The sequence below is a fragment of the Streptomyces sp. NPDC058008 genome, assembly GCF_042886395.1.
Taxonomy (GTDB): Bacteria; Actinomycetota; Actinomycetes; order Streptomycetales; family Streptomycetaceae; genus Streptomyces.
Genome location: NZ_JBHVQX010000001.1, coordinates 174,767 through 188,388, shown reverse-complemented (window position 1 = coordinate 188,388; position 13,622 = coordinate 174,767). Strand labels below are relative to the sequence as shown.

Genomic DNA, 13,622 nt, shown 5'->3' with positions numbered 1-13,622 from the left:
GGGGATGATCCGAGCGGTGCCGCTCGCATCGCTTGTGCGGTCTAGACCAAGTCCAGATTATTGACGCGGCATGAACATGTCCAGACCAATGTGGATCGGGTTTCCGTGCGAACTCCCGTGCGACCGGCGGCGGTCAGACCCCTTCCGCGCTCCCGCGCCCGGTGTAGAAGGCCACGGTCAGATCCCTGACCAGCGCCTTGTGCTCGTACGCGTCGAGCTCCACGATGCCCCGCGCGGTCAGCCGGCCGACCGTGTCGTCCACCGCGTCGACCACGGAGGTCAGCACGCCGTCCCGGTGCTTCGCGTCGATGGCCGCCACCCGGCACCGCCGCATGGCGGCGGCGACCTCGGGGGCGTACTCGATTCCGGTCGGCTGCGCGGAGTACACCTCGATGCCCACGGGAACGCAGTCCGCCTTGAGCATCCTGGTCAGCGCGTCGCCCACCGCCTCCGCGTCGCGCAGGGTGCGGGTGTCCTCGTGGAAGGCGTCGGCGGGCAGTTGCGAGAGCACCCGGGCCAGGGCCGATTCCACCTGGTCGCGCAGGTACCGCTCGTGGTCCGCGACCCCGAGCGCGGCCCGCACGGTGTCCTTCACCCGCCAGACGACGAGCACCACGGCCCGCAGCGCGGTACCGCTCGCGTCCACGGCGGGCAACGGCTCGCTGCGCCAGTGCCGCAGGCGTACGTCGATCCGGCGGCGCCGCAGGAGCGGCGAGATCCAGAGGAGGCCGGTGCGCCGGACACTGCCCCGGTAGTCGCCGAAGAGCGTCAGCACCGAGGCGTGCCCGGCGCGGCCCCGCCCGAGACCGCAGCACGTGAACAGCACCAGCGTCACCAGCAGGGCGAGCAGGGCCCAGCCGCCGGTGCCGATGCCTGCGTGCGGACGGACCCCGAGTCCGAGCGCGCCGGTGAGCCCGGCGGGCAGCACGCCGTGCCACCACAGCACCGCGAGCCCGCCGGCCGTCCACGTCGCCGCGGCGGACAGCGCGGCCCAGCCGGGCAGTACCGGACCGGGGCGCTCGGTGAGACGGGGGTCCGCGTGGGGCGCGGACCGCGGGGGCCCCTGCACCTGTCCCTGCCCCTGTCCCTGTCCCTGCGGGGAACGCGGCAGGGGCGGCCGACGGTCACCGGACCACCGCGCTCCCCCGCCCCCGCCGCCCGGCCCCGGGGGCGTACCGCCGGGAACGTCGTCGCGGAAGAGCAGGTGTACGGGGATGGCGGCGGTGGCGTCGGTGGAGATGACGGGCTGCCGACGCCCGGCCCCCCACCAGACGACCGGGTCCGCGGCACCCACGGTGAGCGTCACCGGTGAACGCTCGTCGTCGTCGGTCCGCAGGAGCTCGTCACCGTCGGCGGCCCGGGGCACACCGTGCGGGCGCTGCTCACCGTCCGCCGCCCTGGGCACACCGTGGAGTCGCTCGTCCTCGGCGGGACGGGGCGCACCGAGGAGTCGCTGCTCGTCCTCGGCGGGGCGGGGCACACCGTGCGGGCGCTCGTCGTTCTCGGCCGGGCGGGGCACGCCGGAGACCGCTCCACGCCCCTGCGCGTCGGACGGCTCGGCCCGGCCGGGTGCGGACCCGCCCTCCTCGGCGCCGGACAGACCGGCTTCGTCCGGCACGGACCCGTACTCCTCCACGTCCGGCGGCCCGGCCGCGCGGGGCGATGCCCCGCGCTCCTCGGCGTCGGACCACCAGCGCTCGCCGGGCGCGGCCCCCCGCGCCTGCGCACCGGGCAGCCGAGTGGTGTCGGACAGCGGGTCGCACTCCTCCGCGTCGGGTGACCGTGGCTCACGGGGCGCGGTCCTCCATGCCGCCCCGTCGGACGCGGACCCGCGCTCCTCCCAGCCGAACCACCGGCCCCCGACAGGTGCGGACTTCACGAGTTCCAGCGGCCCGTCCGGCTCTTCCCGGCCGGCCGGTCCGCCCGGCGTACGGGCCGCCGGAGCGGATCCGTTCTCCCGACCCGCGTCGCCCGCCACGTCCTCCTCTGATTCCGTTTTCGAATCCGGTGTCAGTGGCGGGAGGGCGCCGCGCGCCGCCTCCGCCGCCGGGCCGCGTACCGGCTCGGGGTGCAGCCGTTCCGGACCGCGTACCGGCTCGGGGGCTACCGGCTCCGGACCACCGGCCGGCCCGGGAACCACCGGCTCCGGGTCCCATCCCACTCCGGGCGCCGGGCCGGTGCCCAGGTCCAGGTCTGCGGGCGCGGGGGCGGGCGGGCCCGCCTCGGCCATCGCGTCCATGGCCGGCCCGAGATCCGCCGGGATGCCGTCGTCCTCCGTCCCGCCCACTCCCACTTCCGTTTTCGATTCCGCTTCCGGCTCGGAGCGAAGGCCCGGCAGCCCGCTCCCGTACCTCTCCGGGGCCGGCACCGCCTCGGCCCCGATCTCTCCCGGTGCACCTCCCAGGACGGATGCGGACCCGGCCGCCCGCGTCTCCCGCTTCCCCAGCTCGTCCCACTCGCCCCGCACGTTCTCCGTGGACCGCATTCCCGCCTCCGTCATGTCCGTTCCGTCGCTTCAGCCGTCACGCGAAGAGCCGTCGCCATGTCTCCGGCCCGGGGTACCCGTCGGCCGCGCTCCCCCTCCAGCCCTGGGCGCGCTGGAACGCCTCGACGTTCCGGCGGTCCGCCTCCGTCCAGGTGCGGCCGGGGCCCGTCACGTAGTGGGCGCCGTAGCCCTTCTTCACCAGCCGGGTGCCCAGCGTGCGGACGTGGTCGTTGGTCTGGCCCGGGGCGAAGTAGCGCTTCCCGGGGTAGGCCGTGGCCGCGCCCGACCCGGCGGCGGGGATCCTGTGGCCGGAGCCCTTGACCAGCAGGCTCCAGGTCCCGGGGCCGGGGATTCCGTCGGCCTCCTTGCCCTTCCACCCCTGCGCCAGCTGGAACGCCTGGGTCGCCTTCTTGTCCGCGTCGCTCCAGCGCGGTCCCGCCCCCGCCGTGTAGAAGCGCTTGCCGCCCTGGGCGATGAGCAACTGCCCGAGCCGGGTGACGTGCGCGTTGTTCGCGCCGGGCCCGAACTTCGCGGCCCCGGGGAAGGCGGTGGACGACCCGCCGCCCGCACCGCTGACGATGCCCTTGTAGCGGTAGGCCACGTACTTCGAGGAGTTGCTCCAGTACGCCATCGGCGTCGTCGCCTTGCGCGCGTGCGGGCTGGTCTGCTCGTACGCGAGGTAGTGGCTGTGCGTGTGGTCGCTCCAGCCGCCGAAGACGGTGACGTGCGACCCCACCGTGGGGTCCGCCGGATTGTGGAAGAGCAGGATGTCGCCGGGCTCCAGGTCGTCGCGGGCGATCTTCGTCCCGAAGGCGGCGAGGCTGCCGGTCCACTCGTTGGTGCCGAGGTTCCACGCCATCGACACGAAGCCGGAGCAGTCCTGCCGGTAGCCGTCGGACCAGTACGCCGCCATGTTGTACGGGACCTTCGCCGTGATCCACTTCTTGGCGCGGTTGATGATGTCGGTGCGGGTCGTCGTGCGCAGCGTCGTGACCGGCGCGGAGGGCGGCCCCGAGGCTCCGCTGCCGCTCAGGGGCCCCACCGAGCCCTGCGGGGTGACCGGCTGGGGGTCGATCGACGCACCGCCGGCACGGGAGTCCCGTCCGGCGGCGGTGGCGGCGGCCTGACCGGCCCCGCAGGACAGGACGACTCCCGCCGCGGTGACCAGGACCAGCGCCCGCCGCGCACCGTGCGCGGCGGGGTGGCCGCCGTAGCGTACGGGCAGCGCGGCGGCCGTACGGCGCCGCCGGGCGCACCCCGGGCAGCCGCAGTCGGCCGCGGGTACGTACTCCTCGAAGACCGGCACAGTCATGCGACTCCTCTTCCTCTCGACAGTCGTCCAGATCTTCCGCATCAGAACTTTCCGGGCATATCTCATGGTGACCGACTAAAGAGAAAAAACGACCATCCGACAGGCCGTACCGGAAAGGAATTGGTCAGGAGCACTCCCGGACATCGGGTAAAGTTCTCCAGGTCAGCAGGCGCCGTTAGCTCAGTTGGTTAGAGCAGCTGACTCTTAATCAGCGGGTCCGGGGTTCGAGTCCCTGACGGCGCACGCACAAGCGAGGCCCCCTCACCGAGTGTGAGGGGGCCTCGCTCATGCTCGCTACGGCGCGGACGCACCCCCAGAACACCTTTCGCTACCCCTGCGCGCCTTCTTCACGGCATATCCTCATATCGCACGTATGGCAGATAACCTGCCCGTTTCACCCTTGTGTTCACGCCGCGTATCGGACAACCCGGCCCGGTGCCGTCCGGAGCCTCGCCTCCCGGCCGGAGAGCACGGATCGGCCCAGAGCGCCCCCGCCGACGCACGACCGGCAGAACCTCACGCAGAGTTGCCGCGTGCGGGGGGACAGCCAGGACGCCGACGGCGTCGGGCGACCGGCGGTGCCACGCTCCACCCCGACAATCCGGCCGCGGCCGCCCCGCGCCCTCGCGCGGGGCGCGGCACCCTCGGGCACCACAGCCGGGCGGTGGCGCGGCACAGCGGCCGGAGCCCGGACGCTCCCACCCGGATCCGGACATCCTGCCGAAACCGCTCGGAGTGCCGGGCGCGGTCGTCCTACAGTGTCGTACCGGCACGAACGACCCGACCTCCCGCGCCGTGTCCGGGCCACTCCCGCGGTCCGGACACCGCGGTCGAGGACCGGCCCGGTCGGCGGCTCCGAGGGGGAGCGGGCGCCGGCCGGGCCGGGTTGCCCCGCGGGCGGTTCAGGTGTGGCTCTCCCCGCCGCTCGCCGCCGCGCTGTTCCCCGTGCTCCTCCCCGCGCTCTTCTCCGCCTTCTTCTCCGCCTTCTTCTCCCCCGTCAGATACGCGGAGACGATGACGTTGGCGGTGTACGCGTGGGACGCGTGGTCGTACGTGCCGCCGCAGGTGATCAGGCGGAGCTCGGCCCGCCCGTCCTCACGCGGCCCGTAGGCCTTCTGCGCGTCGAAGCGCTTCCGCGTGAGGACCTGTACGTCGTCGATGGTGAACTCGGCGATCTTCCCGTCGGACCGGCTCACCCGGACCTTCTCGCCGGGCCGGGCCGCGCTGAGCCCGTAGAACACGGCGGGCTTCGTCTCGGTGTCGACGTGGCCGACGAAGAGGGCGGCGCCCTTCGTACCGGGTTCGGTGCCCTCGGCGTACCAGCCGACGGCTCCCGGGGTCTCGAACGGCGGCGGCTCGATGGCCCCTTCGTCGTCCAGTCCGCGCCGCACGACGGTCGCGTCGATGCCGACGGAGGGGAGTTCGACCCGCTGCGGGGCGGCGCCGTCGAGCGGATCGTGGGCCGGGGGCAGCGGGACGCCCAGGGGCCGGCCGACCGCCGCGACGTCACCGGTCGTCGGGGCCGAGTTGCCGGCGGTGGCGGCACGGCCCCACAGCCACAGGCCCAGCAGGAGTACGGCCCAGGCGACGCCCGTCAGCAGGCGCCCGGTTCCGGCCGGACGGTCCGGGGCGGACATGTCAGTGGGCCGCCGTGCGACGGCGTCGCACGCTGCGCAGCGCGACGGCGACGGCCGCGACGGCGCCCAGTCCGAGACCGATGACCGTGTGACGGGTGCCGGGGCCCTCGTCGGCCGCGGCCTGTTCGGCGAGCAGCGCGGTGCCGCCGCCGCCCGCCCGGACGGGGGCGACGGGCGACGGGCGGCTGTGCCGGACGACGGTGACCGTGCCGGTGGCCCTGCCGTGGCCGTCCTCGCACGTCACCCAGATCTCGTAGTCGTCGGGTGCGGCGTCGGAACGGATCCGGGCGTGGGCGACGAGGCCCTTGCCGTCGGCCGGTGCGAAGCGCGCTTCGGACGTGAACGCCTCGGAGTTGCCTCGGGCCGACCTGCCCTTGCCGCAGACGTCGACCCGGAGCTCCACCTCCCCGTCGGGGGAGACACGGGACGGGCTGACCGAGACCGTTCCCGAACGCTTCTCGTCCCGGGGTTCGTCGGTCTTCGGATCGGCCAGTGCGGCGGACGCGGGCAGGGCTATCGTCCCGGCCACCAGAGCGGCACAGAAAGTGAGGGGCAGTGAACGCATCGTAAACCTCCTGAGGGAAGGTTCACGCGTGGGAGCGTGTCCCGCATCCGCTGTAGCCCGGTCGGGTCACGGCATGGGCAGGTCGACCAGGTCGACGAGGTCCGCGATCGAGTCGACGACCGTGGAGGGCCGGAAGGGGTAGCGGTCCATGTCGGCCTCCGTGGTCAGCCCGGTCAGGACCAGGAAGGTCTGCATCCCCGCTTCGAGGCCGGCGAGCACGTCGGTGTCCATCCGGTCGCCGATCATCGCGGAGGTCTCGGAGTGGGCGCCGATGGCGTTGAGCCCGGTACGCATCATCAGCGGGTTGGGCTTGCCCGCGAAGTACGGCGCCTTGCCGGTGGCCTTGGTGATCAGCGCGGCGACCGAACCCGTCGCGGGGAGCGGGCCCTCGGCGGACGGGCCGGTCTCGTCCGGGTTGGTGCAGATGAAGCGGGCACCGCCGTTGATGAGGCGGATCGCCTTGGTGAGCGCCTCGAAGCTGTAGGTCCGGGTCTCCCCCAGGACGACGTAGTCGGGCTCGTGGTCGGTGAGGACGTAGCCGATGTCGTGCAGCGCGGTGGTGAGCCCCGCCTCGCCGATGACGTACGCCGTGCCGCGCGGCCGCTGGTCGTCCAGGAACTGGGCGGTGGCCAGGGCGGAGGTCCAGATGTTCTCCACGGGCACGTCCAGGCCCATGCGCTTCAGACGCGCGTGCAGGTCTCGGGCGGTGTAGATGGAGTTGTTGGTGAGGACCAGGAAGGGCAGTCCGGAATCCCTCAGCCGCCTGATGAAGGCGTCGGCCCCGGGGATCGGCGTGCCCTCGTGGATGAGGACACCGTCCATGTCGGTCAGCCAGGACTCGATCGGCTTGCGCTCTGCCATGTGACGGGCTCCTGCCGTACGCGCTGTGCACTCGGGGTGCTGGACGCCGGCGGCACCGCGTTGTGCAGCGCCGACGCCCCCGATTTTAGGCTGCCCGTTCCGCCGGACGGAACCGGCTGATCACGGGGAAACGGCGAGCCGGTCAGCGGCCGCTCCGGCGCAGGCGCCTGGAGCAGATCACGGCGGCCGCTCCGGCGAGGAGGAGGGTCCCGGACGCGGCGCCGGCCCAGCGCGCGCGGGCCGGCCCGGTGCGGGCGAGTCCGGGCACGGGGTCGCCCTCCGCGTCCACGGTGGTCCCGACGTCCCCGGGTGCCTCGGTGCCGCCGTCGACGACGGCGAAGGAGTACGCGTCCGACTCCCCCACCCAGTCCCCGTCGGCCCCGGTGCGCCCGTCGTCGTCCCGGGCGTCACGCCGCTGGACGATCGCGGCGTGGGCGGTGACGTTGCCCGGCCGGGTGTCGGAGGTGAACGCCATCCGGACCCGGACCGTCACGGTCTTCCTCGCGGGAACGGTGAAGCCCGGGAAGCCGTCGTCCTGCTCGCCCCCGCCGAAGACGCCGATCTGTTCGTCGCGGTCGGTGGACTCCCAGCTCACGCGGTGTTCCTCGTCGGGGTGCGCCTGCTCGGTGAACTCCAGCTGGATCTGCTCGGCCGTCAGTGTCCGGTCCTCGTCGGTGAGCACGAGAACGGGGTGGATGGAGGTGCACGACCGGTCGGTGGTGTTGGTCAGGTCGAGGTACCAGGTGCCGTAGCCGCCGCCGGAGGCGTAGGTGTCGGGGCCGCCGTGGATCCGGGTGCTGATGGGGAAGTCCTCGCCGTCCGGATCACCGCAGGCGGGGAGCGCCGGGGCGTCGGCGGCCAGGGCTCCGGCGGCGACGCCGGTCACCGCAGGGGTGGTGACCGGGATGGCGATGGCGGCCGGTACGCCGAGGAGACCGGCGGGGACGACCAGGCCCGCGGCCAGCCCGAGGCGGGTGAGGGCGCGGCCGTCGCGCAGTCGTGCGGGGGGTTTGCTGGACATGGGGGGCACCCTTCGCTGCTCGCGAACGGCCGGGGCGGGGGCCACCGGCCGCGGCGGCGACACTGCCCCCGTGTTCGCCGGTCGGTCTGGGCCCGCGACGCTGCCACGCGCGCGCGAGGGGCCGCCACCTCCCGGCGGGGCGCACCGCCCGTTCGGGGGGCATGTTCCGCTCGATCGGCCCCGCGCGGTGGGACAAGGGCGGCGCGGCGCCCAGGCCGATGACGGGGTCCCACTGTCCGGGTGACGGGTTTCCGCACCGCCGGCCCGCCCCGGTGAGGCGGCGACCGGGACCGTGCGGTGACGGGTCCCGCACCGTCCGGGTCGGGTCAGGCGGGCCACCGGGAGCGGTCACGCACCCCGGGCCGTGGCGCGGACCCCGGTCAGCCCCGTTGGCCGCCGCCCTCCCCCGCGCGGCCGAAGAGCGGGGCGAGGACCAGTTGGGCCGCTCCCTCGGCGACGGGGCGGTCGCCGCCGCCCGCCACGGTGACGGGTACGACGGCGGCGCCCTCCCGCCGGGCGCGCTCCTCGATGACGGCGCGGACCCCGCTGACGTAGGCGTCCTCGTGGGCGGCGACCGTACGGCCGCCGAGCACGACCCGGTCGATGTCGAGCAGCCCGACGAGGTTGGCGGCCCCGGCGCCGAGGACCCTGGCCGCCTCCGCGATGTCGCCGCCGGCGTCGGCGGTCAGGCAGAGCGCCTCGACGCAGCCGCGCCCGCCGCAGCCGCACGGGGGGCCGTCCAGCTGGAGGGTCTGGTGCCCGAACTCCCCGGCACCGGTGCGGGCGCCCCGGTGCACGGCCCCGCCGAGGACGAGTCCGGCGCCGAGGCCGGTGCCCAGGTGGAGGTAGGCGAAGTCGGTTCCGGCGCGGCCCCGCAGGGCGAGGCCGAGGGCGGCGGCGTTGGTGTCCTTGTCGACCACGACGGGGAGCCCGGTGCGCTCGGCGAGGGCGTCGCGCAGCGGGTAGCCGTCCCACTGCGGGAAGCCGGTGACCCGGTGCAGCACCCCGCTGCGGTGGTCCAGCGGGCCCGGCAGGGCGGCGCCGACGCCGAAGACCTGCCGGTCCGCGGTTCCCGGGGTCCGGGGTGCGCCCGCCCGCAGGGTCCGCACCGCGTGGGCGGCCGTGGCGAGGACTTCGGCGGCCGGGGCTCCGAGGTCGAGCGGGCAGGTGCGGACCGCGACCGTGGCACCGGAGAGGTCCGCCAGGACGGCGGTGAGCTCGTCGCGGTCCAGGTGGAGGCCGACGGCGTGTCCGGCGTCCGGGACCAGGCGCAGGACGGTGCGCGGCTTGCCGCCCGTGGAGGCGAGCCGGCCGGCTTCGGCGGCGAGGCCCTCCGCCCGGAGCCGGGTGGTGATCTTGCTGACGGCCTGCGGGGTGAGTCCGGTGCGCTCGGCGAGCTCCAGCCGGCTGATGCCCCCCTCACCGGCGACGCGCAGCAGGTCGAGGACGAGCGACGCGTTGTGGTGGCGAAGGGCCGGCAGATTCGCTCCGCCGCTCCTGCTGTTGCTCCTGTTCACGTCACCATTGTCCCTATCGCTTGCACTTTGGCAACAGCGTTGCTTAAGTGGTCGGCATGACTGCCAACGCTCCTCTTCGCGTCGGGCTCGTCGGCTACGGCCTGGCGGGTTCCGTCTTCCACGCCCCGCTGGTCTCGGCGACCGAGGGCCTCGTCCTCGACACGGTCGTCACGTCGAACGAGGAGCGGCGGGCGCGGGCCCGCGCCGAGTTCCCCGGCGTCCGCCCGGCGGCCTCGCCCGAGGAGCTGTGGGCGCGCGCGGACGAGCTGGACCTGATCGTGATCGCGTCGCCGAACAGGACCCATGTCCCGCTCGCGAGGGCGGCCCTGGAGGCCGGGCTGCCGGTGGTCGTGGACAAGCCGCTCGCCGGTACGGCGGCCGAGGCGCGGGAACTGGCGGGGCTGGCGGCGGAGCGGGGGCTTCTCCTCTCGGTCTTCCAGAACCGCCGCTGGGACAACGACTTCCTCACGGTGGCCGGTCTGATCGCGGAGGGCGAGCTCGGCGAGGTGCAGCGCTTCGAGTCCCGCTTCGAGCGGTGGCGTCCGCACCTGAAGGGCGGCTGGCGCGAGTCGGGCGACCCGGAGGAGATCGGCGGACTGCTGTACGACCTGGGCAGCCACGTCGTGGACCAGGCGCTCACGCTGTTCGGGCCGGCGGTGCAGGTGTACGCGGAGTCCGACGTACGCCGTCCGGGCGCGGCGGCCGACGACGACACGTTCATCGCGATCACGCACGTGAACGGGGTGCGTTCGCACCTGTACGCGAGTGCGACCACGGCGCAGCTCGGCCCGCGCTTCCGGGTGCTCGGCTCGAGGGCGGGGTACGTGAAGTACGGCCTGGACCCGCAGGAGGCCGCCCTGCGGGAGGGCGCGCGTCCGGTGGCGGGCGAGCCGTGGGGCGAGGAGCCGGTGGAGATGTGGGGCCGGCTGGGTTCCGGTGAGTCCCCGCTGACCGGTGGCGGCGACCCGGTCCGCACGGTGCCGGGTGACTACCCGGCGTACTACGCCGCCGTGGCCGCAGCCCTGCGCGGCGAGGGCGGGAACCCGGTGACGGCGCTACAGGCCGCCGCCTCGCTGGACGTCCTGGAGGCGGCGCGGCGCTCGGCCCGTGAAGGCGTGTCCGTGACCCTCCTTCCCCACCACGACGAGGAGAAGCAGGCATGAGCCCCGACGCACCGACCATCTCCGAGCTGATCGCGCAGGAGCGGCGCCTGACGCTGCCGCGCTTCGGTTACGACGACGCGTACGCGCTGGGTGGTCTGCTGGTCGCGCTGGCCCGTGACCGGCACGCCCCGGTCGCGATCGACATCCGGCGGGGCGGCCAGCAGCTGTTCCACGCGGCGCTGCCTGGTTCGAGCGCGGACAACGACGCGTGGATCGACCGCAAGCGCAGGGTCGTGGAGCGGTACGGGGAGAGCTCGTACCTCGTCGGTACGCGTTTCCGGGCCAAGGGGACCACGTTCGAGGCGTCCTCGCGGCTGGACCTGGACACGTACGCCGCACACGGTGGATCGTTCCCCATCGCCGTGGAGGGCGCGGGCGTGATCGGCTCGGTCACGGTGTCGGGTCTGCCGCAGGCCGAGGACCACGCCCTGGTGGTGGAGGCCCTGGAGCAGTTCACGGCCCGCCCCCAGGGCTGAGGGGCGCACCCGCCGGCGGGTGTCCACGCGTCCTGACGGGGTGGTGAGGCCGCCGGGTGGTCCCGGCGGCCGTGCCGGGCCTACGCGTCCTTGAGCTCCTGGCGCTGGCGCCCCAGCCCCTGGACCTCCAGCTCCACCACGTCCCCCGCGCGGAGGTACGGCTTCGGTTCCGGCCGGCCCATGGCCACGCCCGCCGGGGTGCCGGTGTTGATGACGTCGCCCGGGTAGAGCGTCATGAAGTGGCTCAGGTAGCGCACGACCTCGCCGACCGGGAAGATCTGCTCGGCGGTCGTCCCGTCCTGCTTCAGCTCCCCGTTGACCCAGAGCCTCAGTCCCAGCGCCTGGGGGTCGGGCACCTCGTCCGCGGTGACGAGCCAGGGGCCCAGCGGGTTGAAGGTCTCGCAGTTCTTGCCCTTGTCCCAGGTGCCGCCGCGCTCGATCTGGAACTCCCGCTCGGAGACGTCGTGCGAGGTCGCGTATCCCGCGACGTGCCCGAGGGCCTCCTCGGCGGAGTCCAGGTAGCGCGCGGTGCGGCCGATGACGACGGCGAGCTCGACCTCCCAGTCGGTCTTGCGGCTGCGGCGCGGCACGAGCACGGTGTCCTCGGGGCCGACGACGGTGTCGGGGGCCTTGAAGAACAGGATCGGCTCGGCGGGGATCGCCGCCCCGGTCTCGGCCGCGTGGTCGTGGTAGTTCAGCCCGATGCACACGATCTTGCCGATCCGCCCGAGGGGCGGTCCGACCCGGAGGCCGTTCGCGTCGAGCGGGGGCAGAACGTCGGGCGTCTGTGCCGCCTCGCGCACCCGGGCCAGCGCGGAGGCGTCGGCGAGCAGCTCGCCGTCGATGTCGTTGACCAGGCCGGAAAGGTCCCGCAAGGTCCCGTTACGGTCCAGCAGTGCGGGGCGTTCCGAGCCCGCCGTACCCACGCGAAGAAGCTTCAACGGTCCATCTCCCCTTGGTCGAGATCGAGCCCGTCGGTGGGTTGCGGCCAGCGAGAGGCTTGGCCGATCCTCCAAGACATCGGATCACTCCGCAAGACCCTGTTCACGCACTGGACCCGGGCCGCTCAGACCGCGGGGGCGACGGCGGCCTCGGGCGCCGGGGCGTCCCGGTAGAGGACGGCGCGCTCGACGGCGGTCCAGGTGGTGCTCGTGACGATGTACAGGGCCGCCGCCAGCGGCACGTAGGCGACGGAGAGGAGGGTGAGGAAGGACATCAGCGGCATGACCTTCGTCATGGCGCCCATGCCGGGTACGGGCTGGCCGTCGGGGCCGGTGGCCGGTGTCATGGGGTTCGCGGCCATCTGCCGCTTGGTGCGTCCGTAGTTGAAGGTGGCGACGGCGGCGACGATCACGAAGAGCGCGAGGTAGACCAGCCCCTGCCCGCCGAACGGCCCGCCGTCGGCGAGGGCGTCGCGCCAGCGCTCGCCGAGCGGGGCGCCGAAGAGTTCGTGGCCGAGCAGGGAGTTGGGGCTGCCGCCGATCCGCTGGCTGGAGATGAGGTGGTAGAGCAGGAAGAAGGCGGGCATCTGGAGGAGGCTCGGCAGGCAGCCGGAGAAGGGGGAGACCTTCTCCTTCGCGTGGAGCTCCATGAGCGCCTTCTGCATCCGGTCCGGGTTCTTGGCGTGCTTCTTGCGCAGTTCGGCGATCTGCGGCTGGAGCTTGGTGCGGGCCTTCTGCCCGCGTGCCGCCGCCCGCGAGAGGGGGTGGACGGCGAGCCGCACGAGGGCGGTGAACAGGACGATCGCGGCGGCGGTGGACGCGCTCTGGAAGAGGGGGTGGAGCAGGTCGGCGAACGCGCCGACCAGGCTCGCGAAAGCGGACATGAATGCGGACATGGATGAGCCCTCCGGGGGTCTCGTCGTGCCGGGGAGTGAACGACTCGGCAGGACGACCCGCGCAGGAAGGGGGTGGTGGTGCGCCTTCTACGCGGCCGTCAGGAGGGCGGTCCCGGGTGCTCGGGGCCTGGTGCGGCCCCGTGCGTCGGGATCCCGCTGCGGGAGGAACGCGGTGCGCTTCTCGCGGTCGCGGATGGCCGTGCGCACTCTCGTACGGGGTACGGGGCAGGCGCAGCGGGCGCTGATGACGGAGCAGACGAGGAGCGCCGAGCCGGCGGCCGCGGTGGCGGCGAGCGCGACGGCGGCGGAGAGGCTGCCGCCTTCGGCGAGGAGGACCTCGGTGAGGAACAGGACGAGGAAGGCGGCGGGCCGGAAGAGGCGGACGAGTGCCCGGCGTACACGGTTCATGTCGTCGTTCATCTGCCCTCCCCCTCTCACGCGCGCTCGGTCATGTCCTCCAGCCGTTATACACGATCGGCGTCCAGCGGCTGAAGGAGCGGCCGTGGGCGAGCAGCGCACGGCCGTCGGGATCACCGGGGCCGGCGGCCGGGCCGCATCGCTTCGCCCCCGGGCGGTGCGCCGGTGTTTCCGCAGGCCGACGGGGCGGTGCCACTGTCCGGTCGGCCTGCGGCGGGGGTCCTCTCCCTCGAAAGGGCCGAGCACGGCTCACGGTCGGCGGCCGGACCGGGGGCCGTGCGGCTCACGGTCGGCGGCCGGGGTGAGGCCGTGGGCTCCCCGACGCCCGGCG

General features: G+C 74.0%; 12 protein-coding genes and 1 tRNA gene. 3 read left to right on the top strand and 10 right to left on the bottom strand.

All coding sequences use genetic code 11. From position 1 onward, the window contains the following. Nucleotides 1-133 precede the first annotated feature (133 nt). Both ACFVS9_RS00795 and ACFVS9_RS00790 read right to left on the bottom strand, forming a co-directional pair. The gene (locus tag ACFVS9_RS00795; protein ID WP_389929226.1) at nucleotides 134-2,500 is read right to left on the bottom strand and encodes an SPFH domain-containing protein; all 2,367 of its coding nucleotides are present in this window, start codon (nucleotides 2,498-2,500) and stop codon (nucleotides 134-136) included. Between the two features lie 22 nt (nucleotides 2,501-2,522). Continuing rightward, nucleotides 2,523-3,797, bottom strand: a complete 1,275-nt coding sequence (locus tag ACFVS9_RS00790) for a peptidoglycan-binding protein (protein WP_389929224.1) — start codon at nucleotides 3,795-3,797, stop codon at nucleotides 2,523-2,525. 169 nt (nucleotides 3,798-3,966) lie between these two features. On the opposite strand from ACFVS9_RS00790, the gene ACFVS9_RS00785 reads away from it, so the two are divergent. Further along, a tRNA-Lys gene (locus ACFVS9_RS00785) sits at nucleotides 3,967-4,040 on the top strand. Nucleotides 4,041-4,699: 659 nt separating this feature from the next. On the opposite strand, the gene ACFVS9_RS00780 is transcribed toward ACFVS9_RS00785, so the two are convergent. From ACFVS9_RS00780 to ACFVS9_RS00760, 5 genes are all read right to left on the bottom strand, one after another. After that, nucleotides 4,700-5,434 (bottom strand): class F sortase, encoded by a 735-nt coding sequence (locus ACFVS9_RS00780; protein ID WP_389929222.1) that lies wholly within the window; start codon nucleotides 5,432-5,434, stop codon nucleotides 4,700-4,702. 1 nt (nucleotide 5,435) lies between these two features. Further along, entirely contained in the window at nucleotides 5,436-5,999 is a 564-nt protein-coding gene (locus ACFVS9_RS00775) for a hypothetical protein (protein WP_389929220.1), read from the bottom strand. A 66-nt stretch (nucleotides 6,000-6,065) separates the two neighbouring features. Next, entirely contained in the window at nucleotides 6,066-6,860 is a 795-nt protein-coding gene (locus ACFVS9_RS00770) for an HAD-IIA family hydrolase (RefSeq protein WP_030636522.1), read from the bottom strand. 142 nt (nucleotides 6,861-7,002) lie between these two features. Beyond that, nucleotides 7,003-7,881 carry a hypothetical protein gene (locus ACFVS9_RS00765; protein WP_389929218.1) on the bottom strand — a complete coding sequence of 293 codons (879 nt, stop codon included), beginning with the start codon at nucleotides 7,879-7,881 and terminating at the stop codon, nucleotides 7,003-7,005. Nucleotides 7,882-8,261: 380 nt separating this feature from the next. Continuing rightward, nucleotides 8,262-9,398, bottom strand: a complete 1,137-nt coding sequence (locus tag ACFVS9_RS00760; protein WP_389929216.1) for an ROK family protein — start codon at nucleotides 9,396-9,398, stop codon at nucleotides 8,262-8,264. A 56-nt stretch (nucleotides 9,399-9,454) separates the two neighbouring features. Between ACFVS9_RS00760 and ACFVS9_RS00755 the strand changes: the two genes are divergently transcribed. After that, entirely contained in the window at nucleotides 9,455-10,561 is a 1,107-nt protein-coding gene (locus tag ACFVS9_RS00755) for a Gfo/Idh/MocA family oxidoreductase (RefSeq protein WP_389929215.1), read from the top strand. Beyond that, nucleotides 10,558-11,037, top strand: a complete 480-nt coding sequence (locus tag ACFVS9_RS00750) for a heme-degrading domain-containing protein (protein WP_383113120.1) — start codon at nucleotides 10,558-10,560, stop codon at nucleotides 11,035-11,037. Before ACFVS9_RS00755 ends, ACFVS9_RS00750 begins: the two co-directional genes overlap by 4 nt. Before the next feature lie 80 nt (nucleotides 11,038-11,117). On the opposite strand, the gene ACFVS9_RS00745 is transcribed toward ACFVS9_RS00750, so the two are convergent. From ACFVS9_RS00745 to ACFVS9_RS00735, 3 genes are all read right to left on the bottom strand, one after another. Continuing rightward, complete coding sequence (locus ACFVS9_RS00745; RefSeq protein WP_383113119.1) at nucleotides 11,118-11,978, bottom strand: fumarylacetoacetate hydrolase family protein; 861 nt, start codon at nucleotides 11,976-11,978, stop codon at nucleotides 11,118-11,120. Nucleotides 11,979-12,103: 125 nt separating this feature from the next. Further along, complete coding sequence (locus ACFVS9_RS00740; RefSeq protein ID WP_389929213.1) at nucleotides 12,104-12,874, bottom strand: YidC/Oxa1 family membrane protein insertase; 771 nt, start codon at nucleotides 12,872-12,874, stop codon at nucleotides 12,104-12,106. A gap of 87 nt (nucleotides 12,875-12,961) precedes the next feature. Beyond that, nucleotides 12,962-13,294, bottom strand: coding sequence for a DUF6412 domain-containing protein (locus tag ACFVS9_RS00735; RefSeq protein ID WP_383113117.1), 333 nt, complete (start codon nucleotides 13,292-13,294; stop codon nucleotides 12,962-12,964). Nucleotides 13,295-13,622 lie beyond the last annotated feature (328 nt).

Coding starts and splice junctions, on each gene's coding strand:
- ACFVS9_RS00735 (WP_383113117.1), bottom strand. CDS start 13,294: ATGAACGACGACATGAACCGTGTACGCCGGGCACTCGTCCGCCTCTTC.
- ACFVS9_RS00750 (WP_383113120.1), top strand. CDS start 10,558: ATGAGCCCCGACGCACCGACCATCTCCGAGCTGATCGCGCAGGAGCGG.
- ACFVS9_RS00755 (WP_389929215.1), top strand. CDS start 9,455: ATGACTGCCAACGCTCCTCTTCGCGTCGGGCTCGTCGGCTACGGCCTG.
- ACFVS9_RS00795 (WP_389929226.1), bottom strand. CDS start 2,500: ATGACGGAGGCGGGAATGCGGTCCACGGAGAACGTGCGGGGCGAGTGG.
- ACFVS9_RS00770 (WP_030636522.1), bottom strand. CDS start 6,860: ATGGCAGAGCGCAAGCCGATCGAGTCCTGGCTGACCGACATGGACGGT.
- ACFVS9_RS00780 (WP_389929222.1), bottom strand. CDS start 5,434: ATGTCCGCCCCGGACCGTCCGGCCGGAACCGGGCGCCTGCTGACGGGC.
- ACFVS9_RS00740 (WP_389929213.1), bottom strand. CDS start 12,874: ATGTCCGCATTCATGTCCGCTTTCGCGAGCCTGGTCGGCGCGTTCGCC.
- ACFVS9_RS00790 (WP_389929224.1), bottom strand. CDS start 3,797: ATGACTGTGCCGGTCTTCGAGGAGTACGTACCCGCGGCCGACTGCGGC.
- ACFVS9_RS00765 (WP_389929218.1), bottom strand. CDS start 7,881: ATGTCCAGCAAACCCCCCGCACGACTGCGCGACGGCCGCGCCCTCACC.
- ACFVS9_RS00775 (WP_389929220.1), bottom strand. CDS start 5,999: ATGCGTTCACTGCCCCTCACTTTCTGTGCCGCTCTGGTGGCCGGGACG.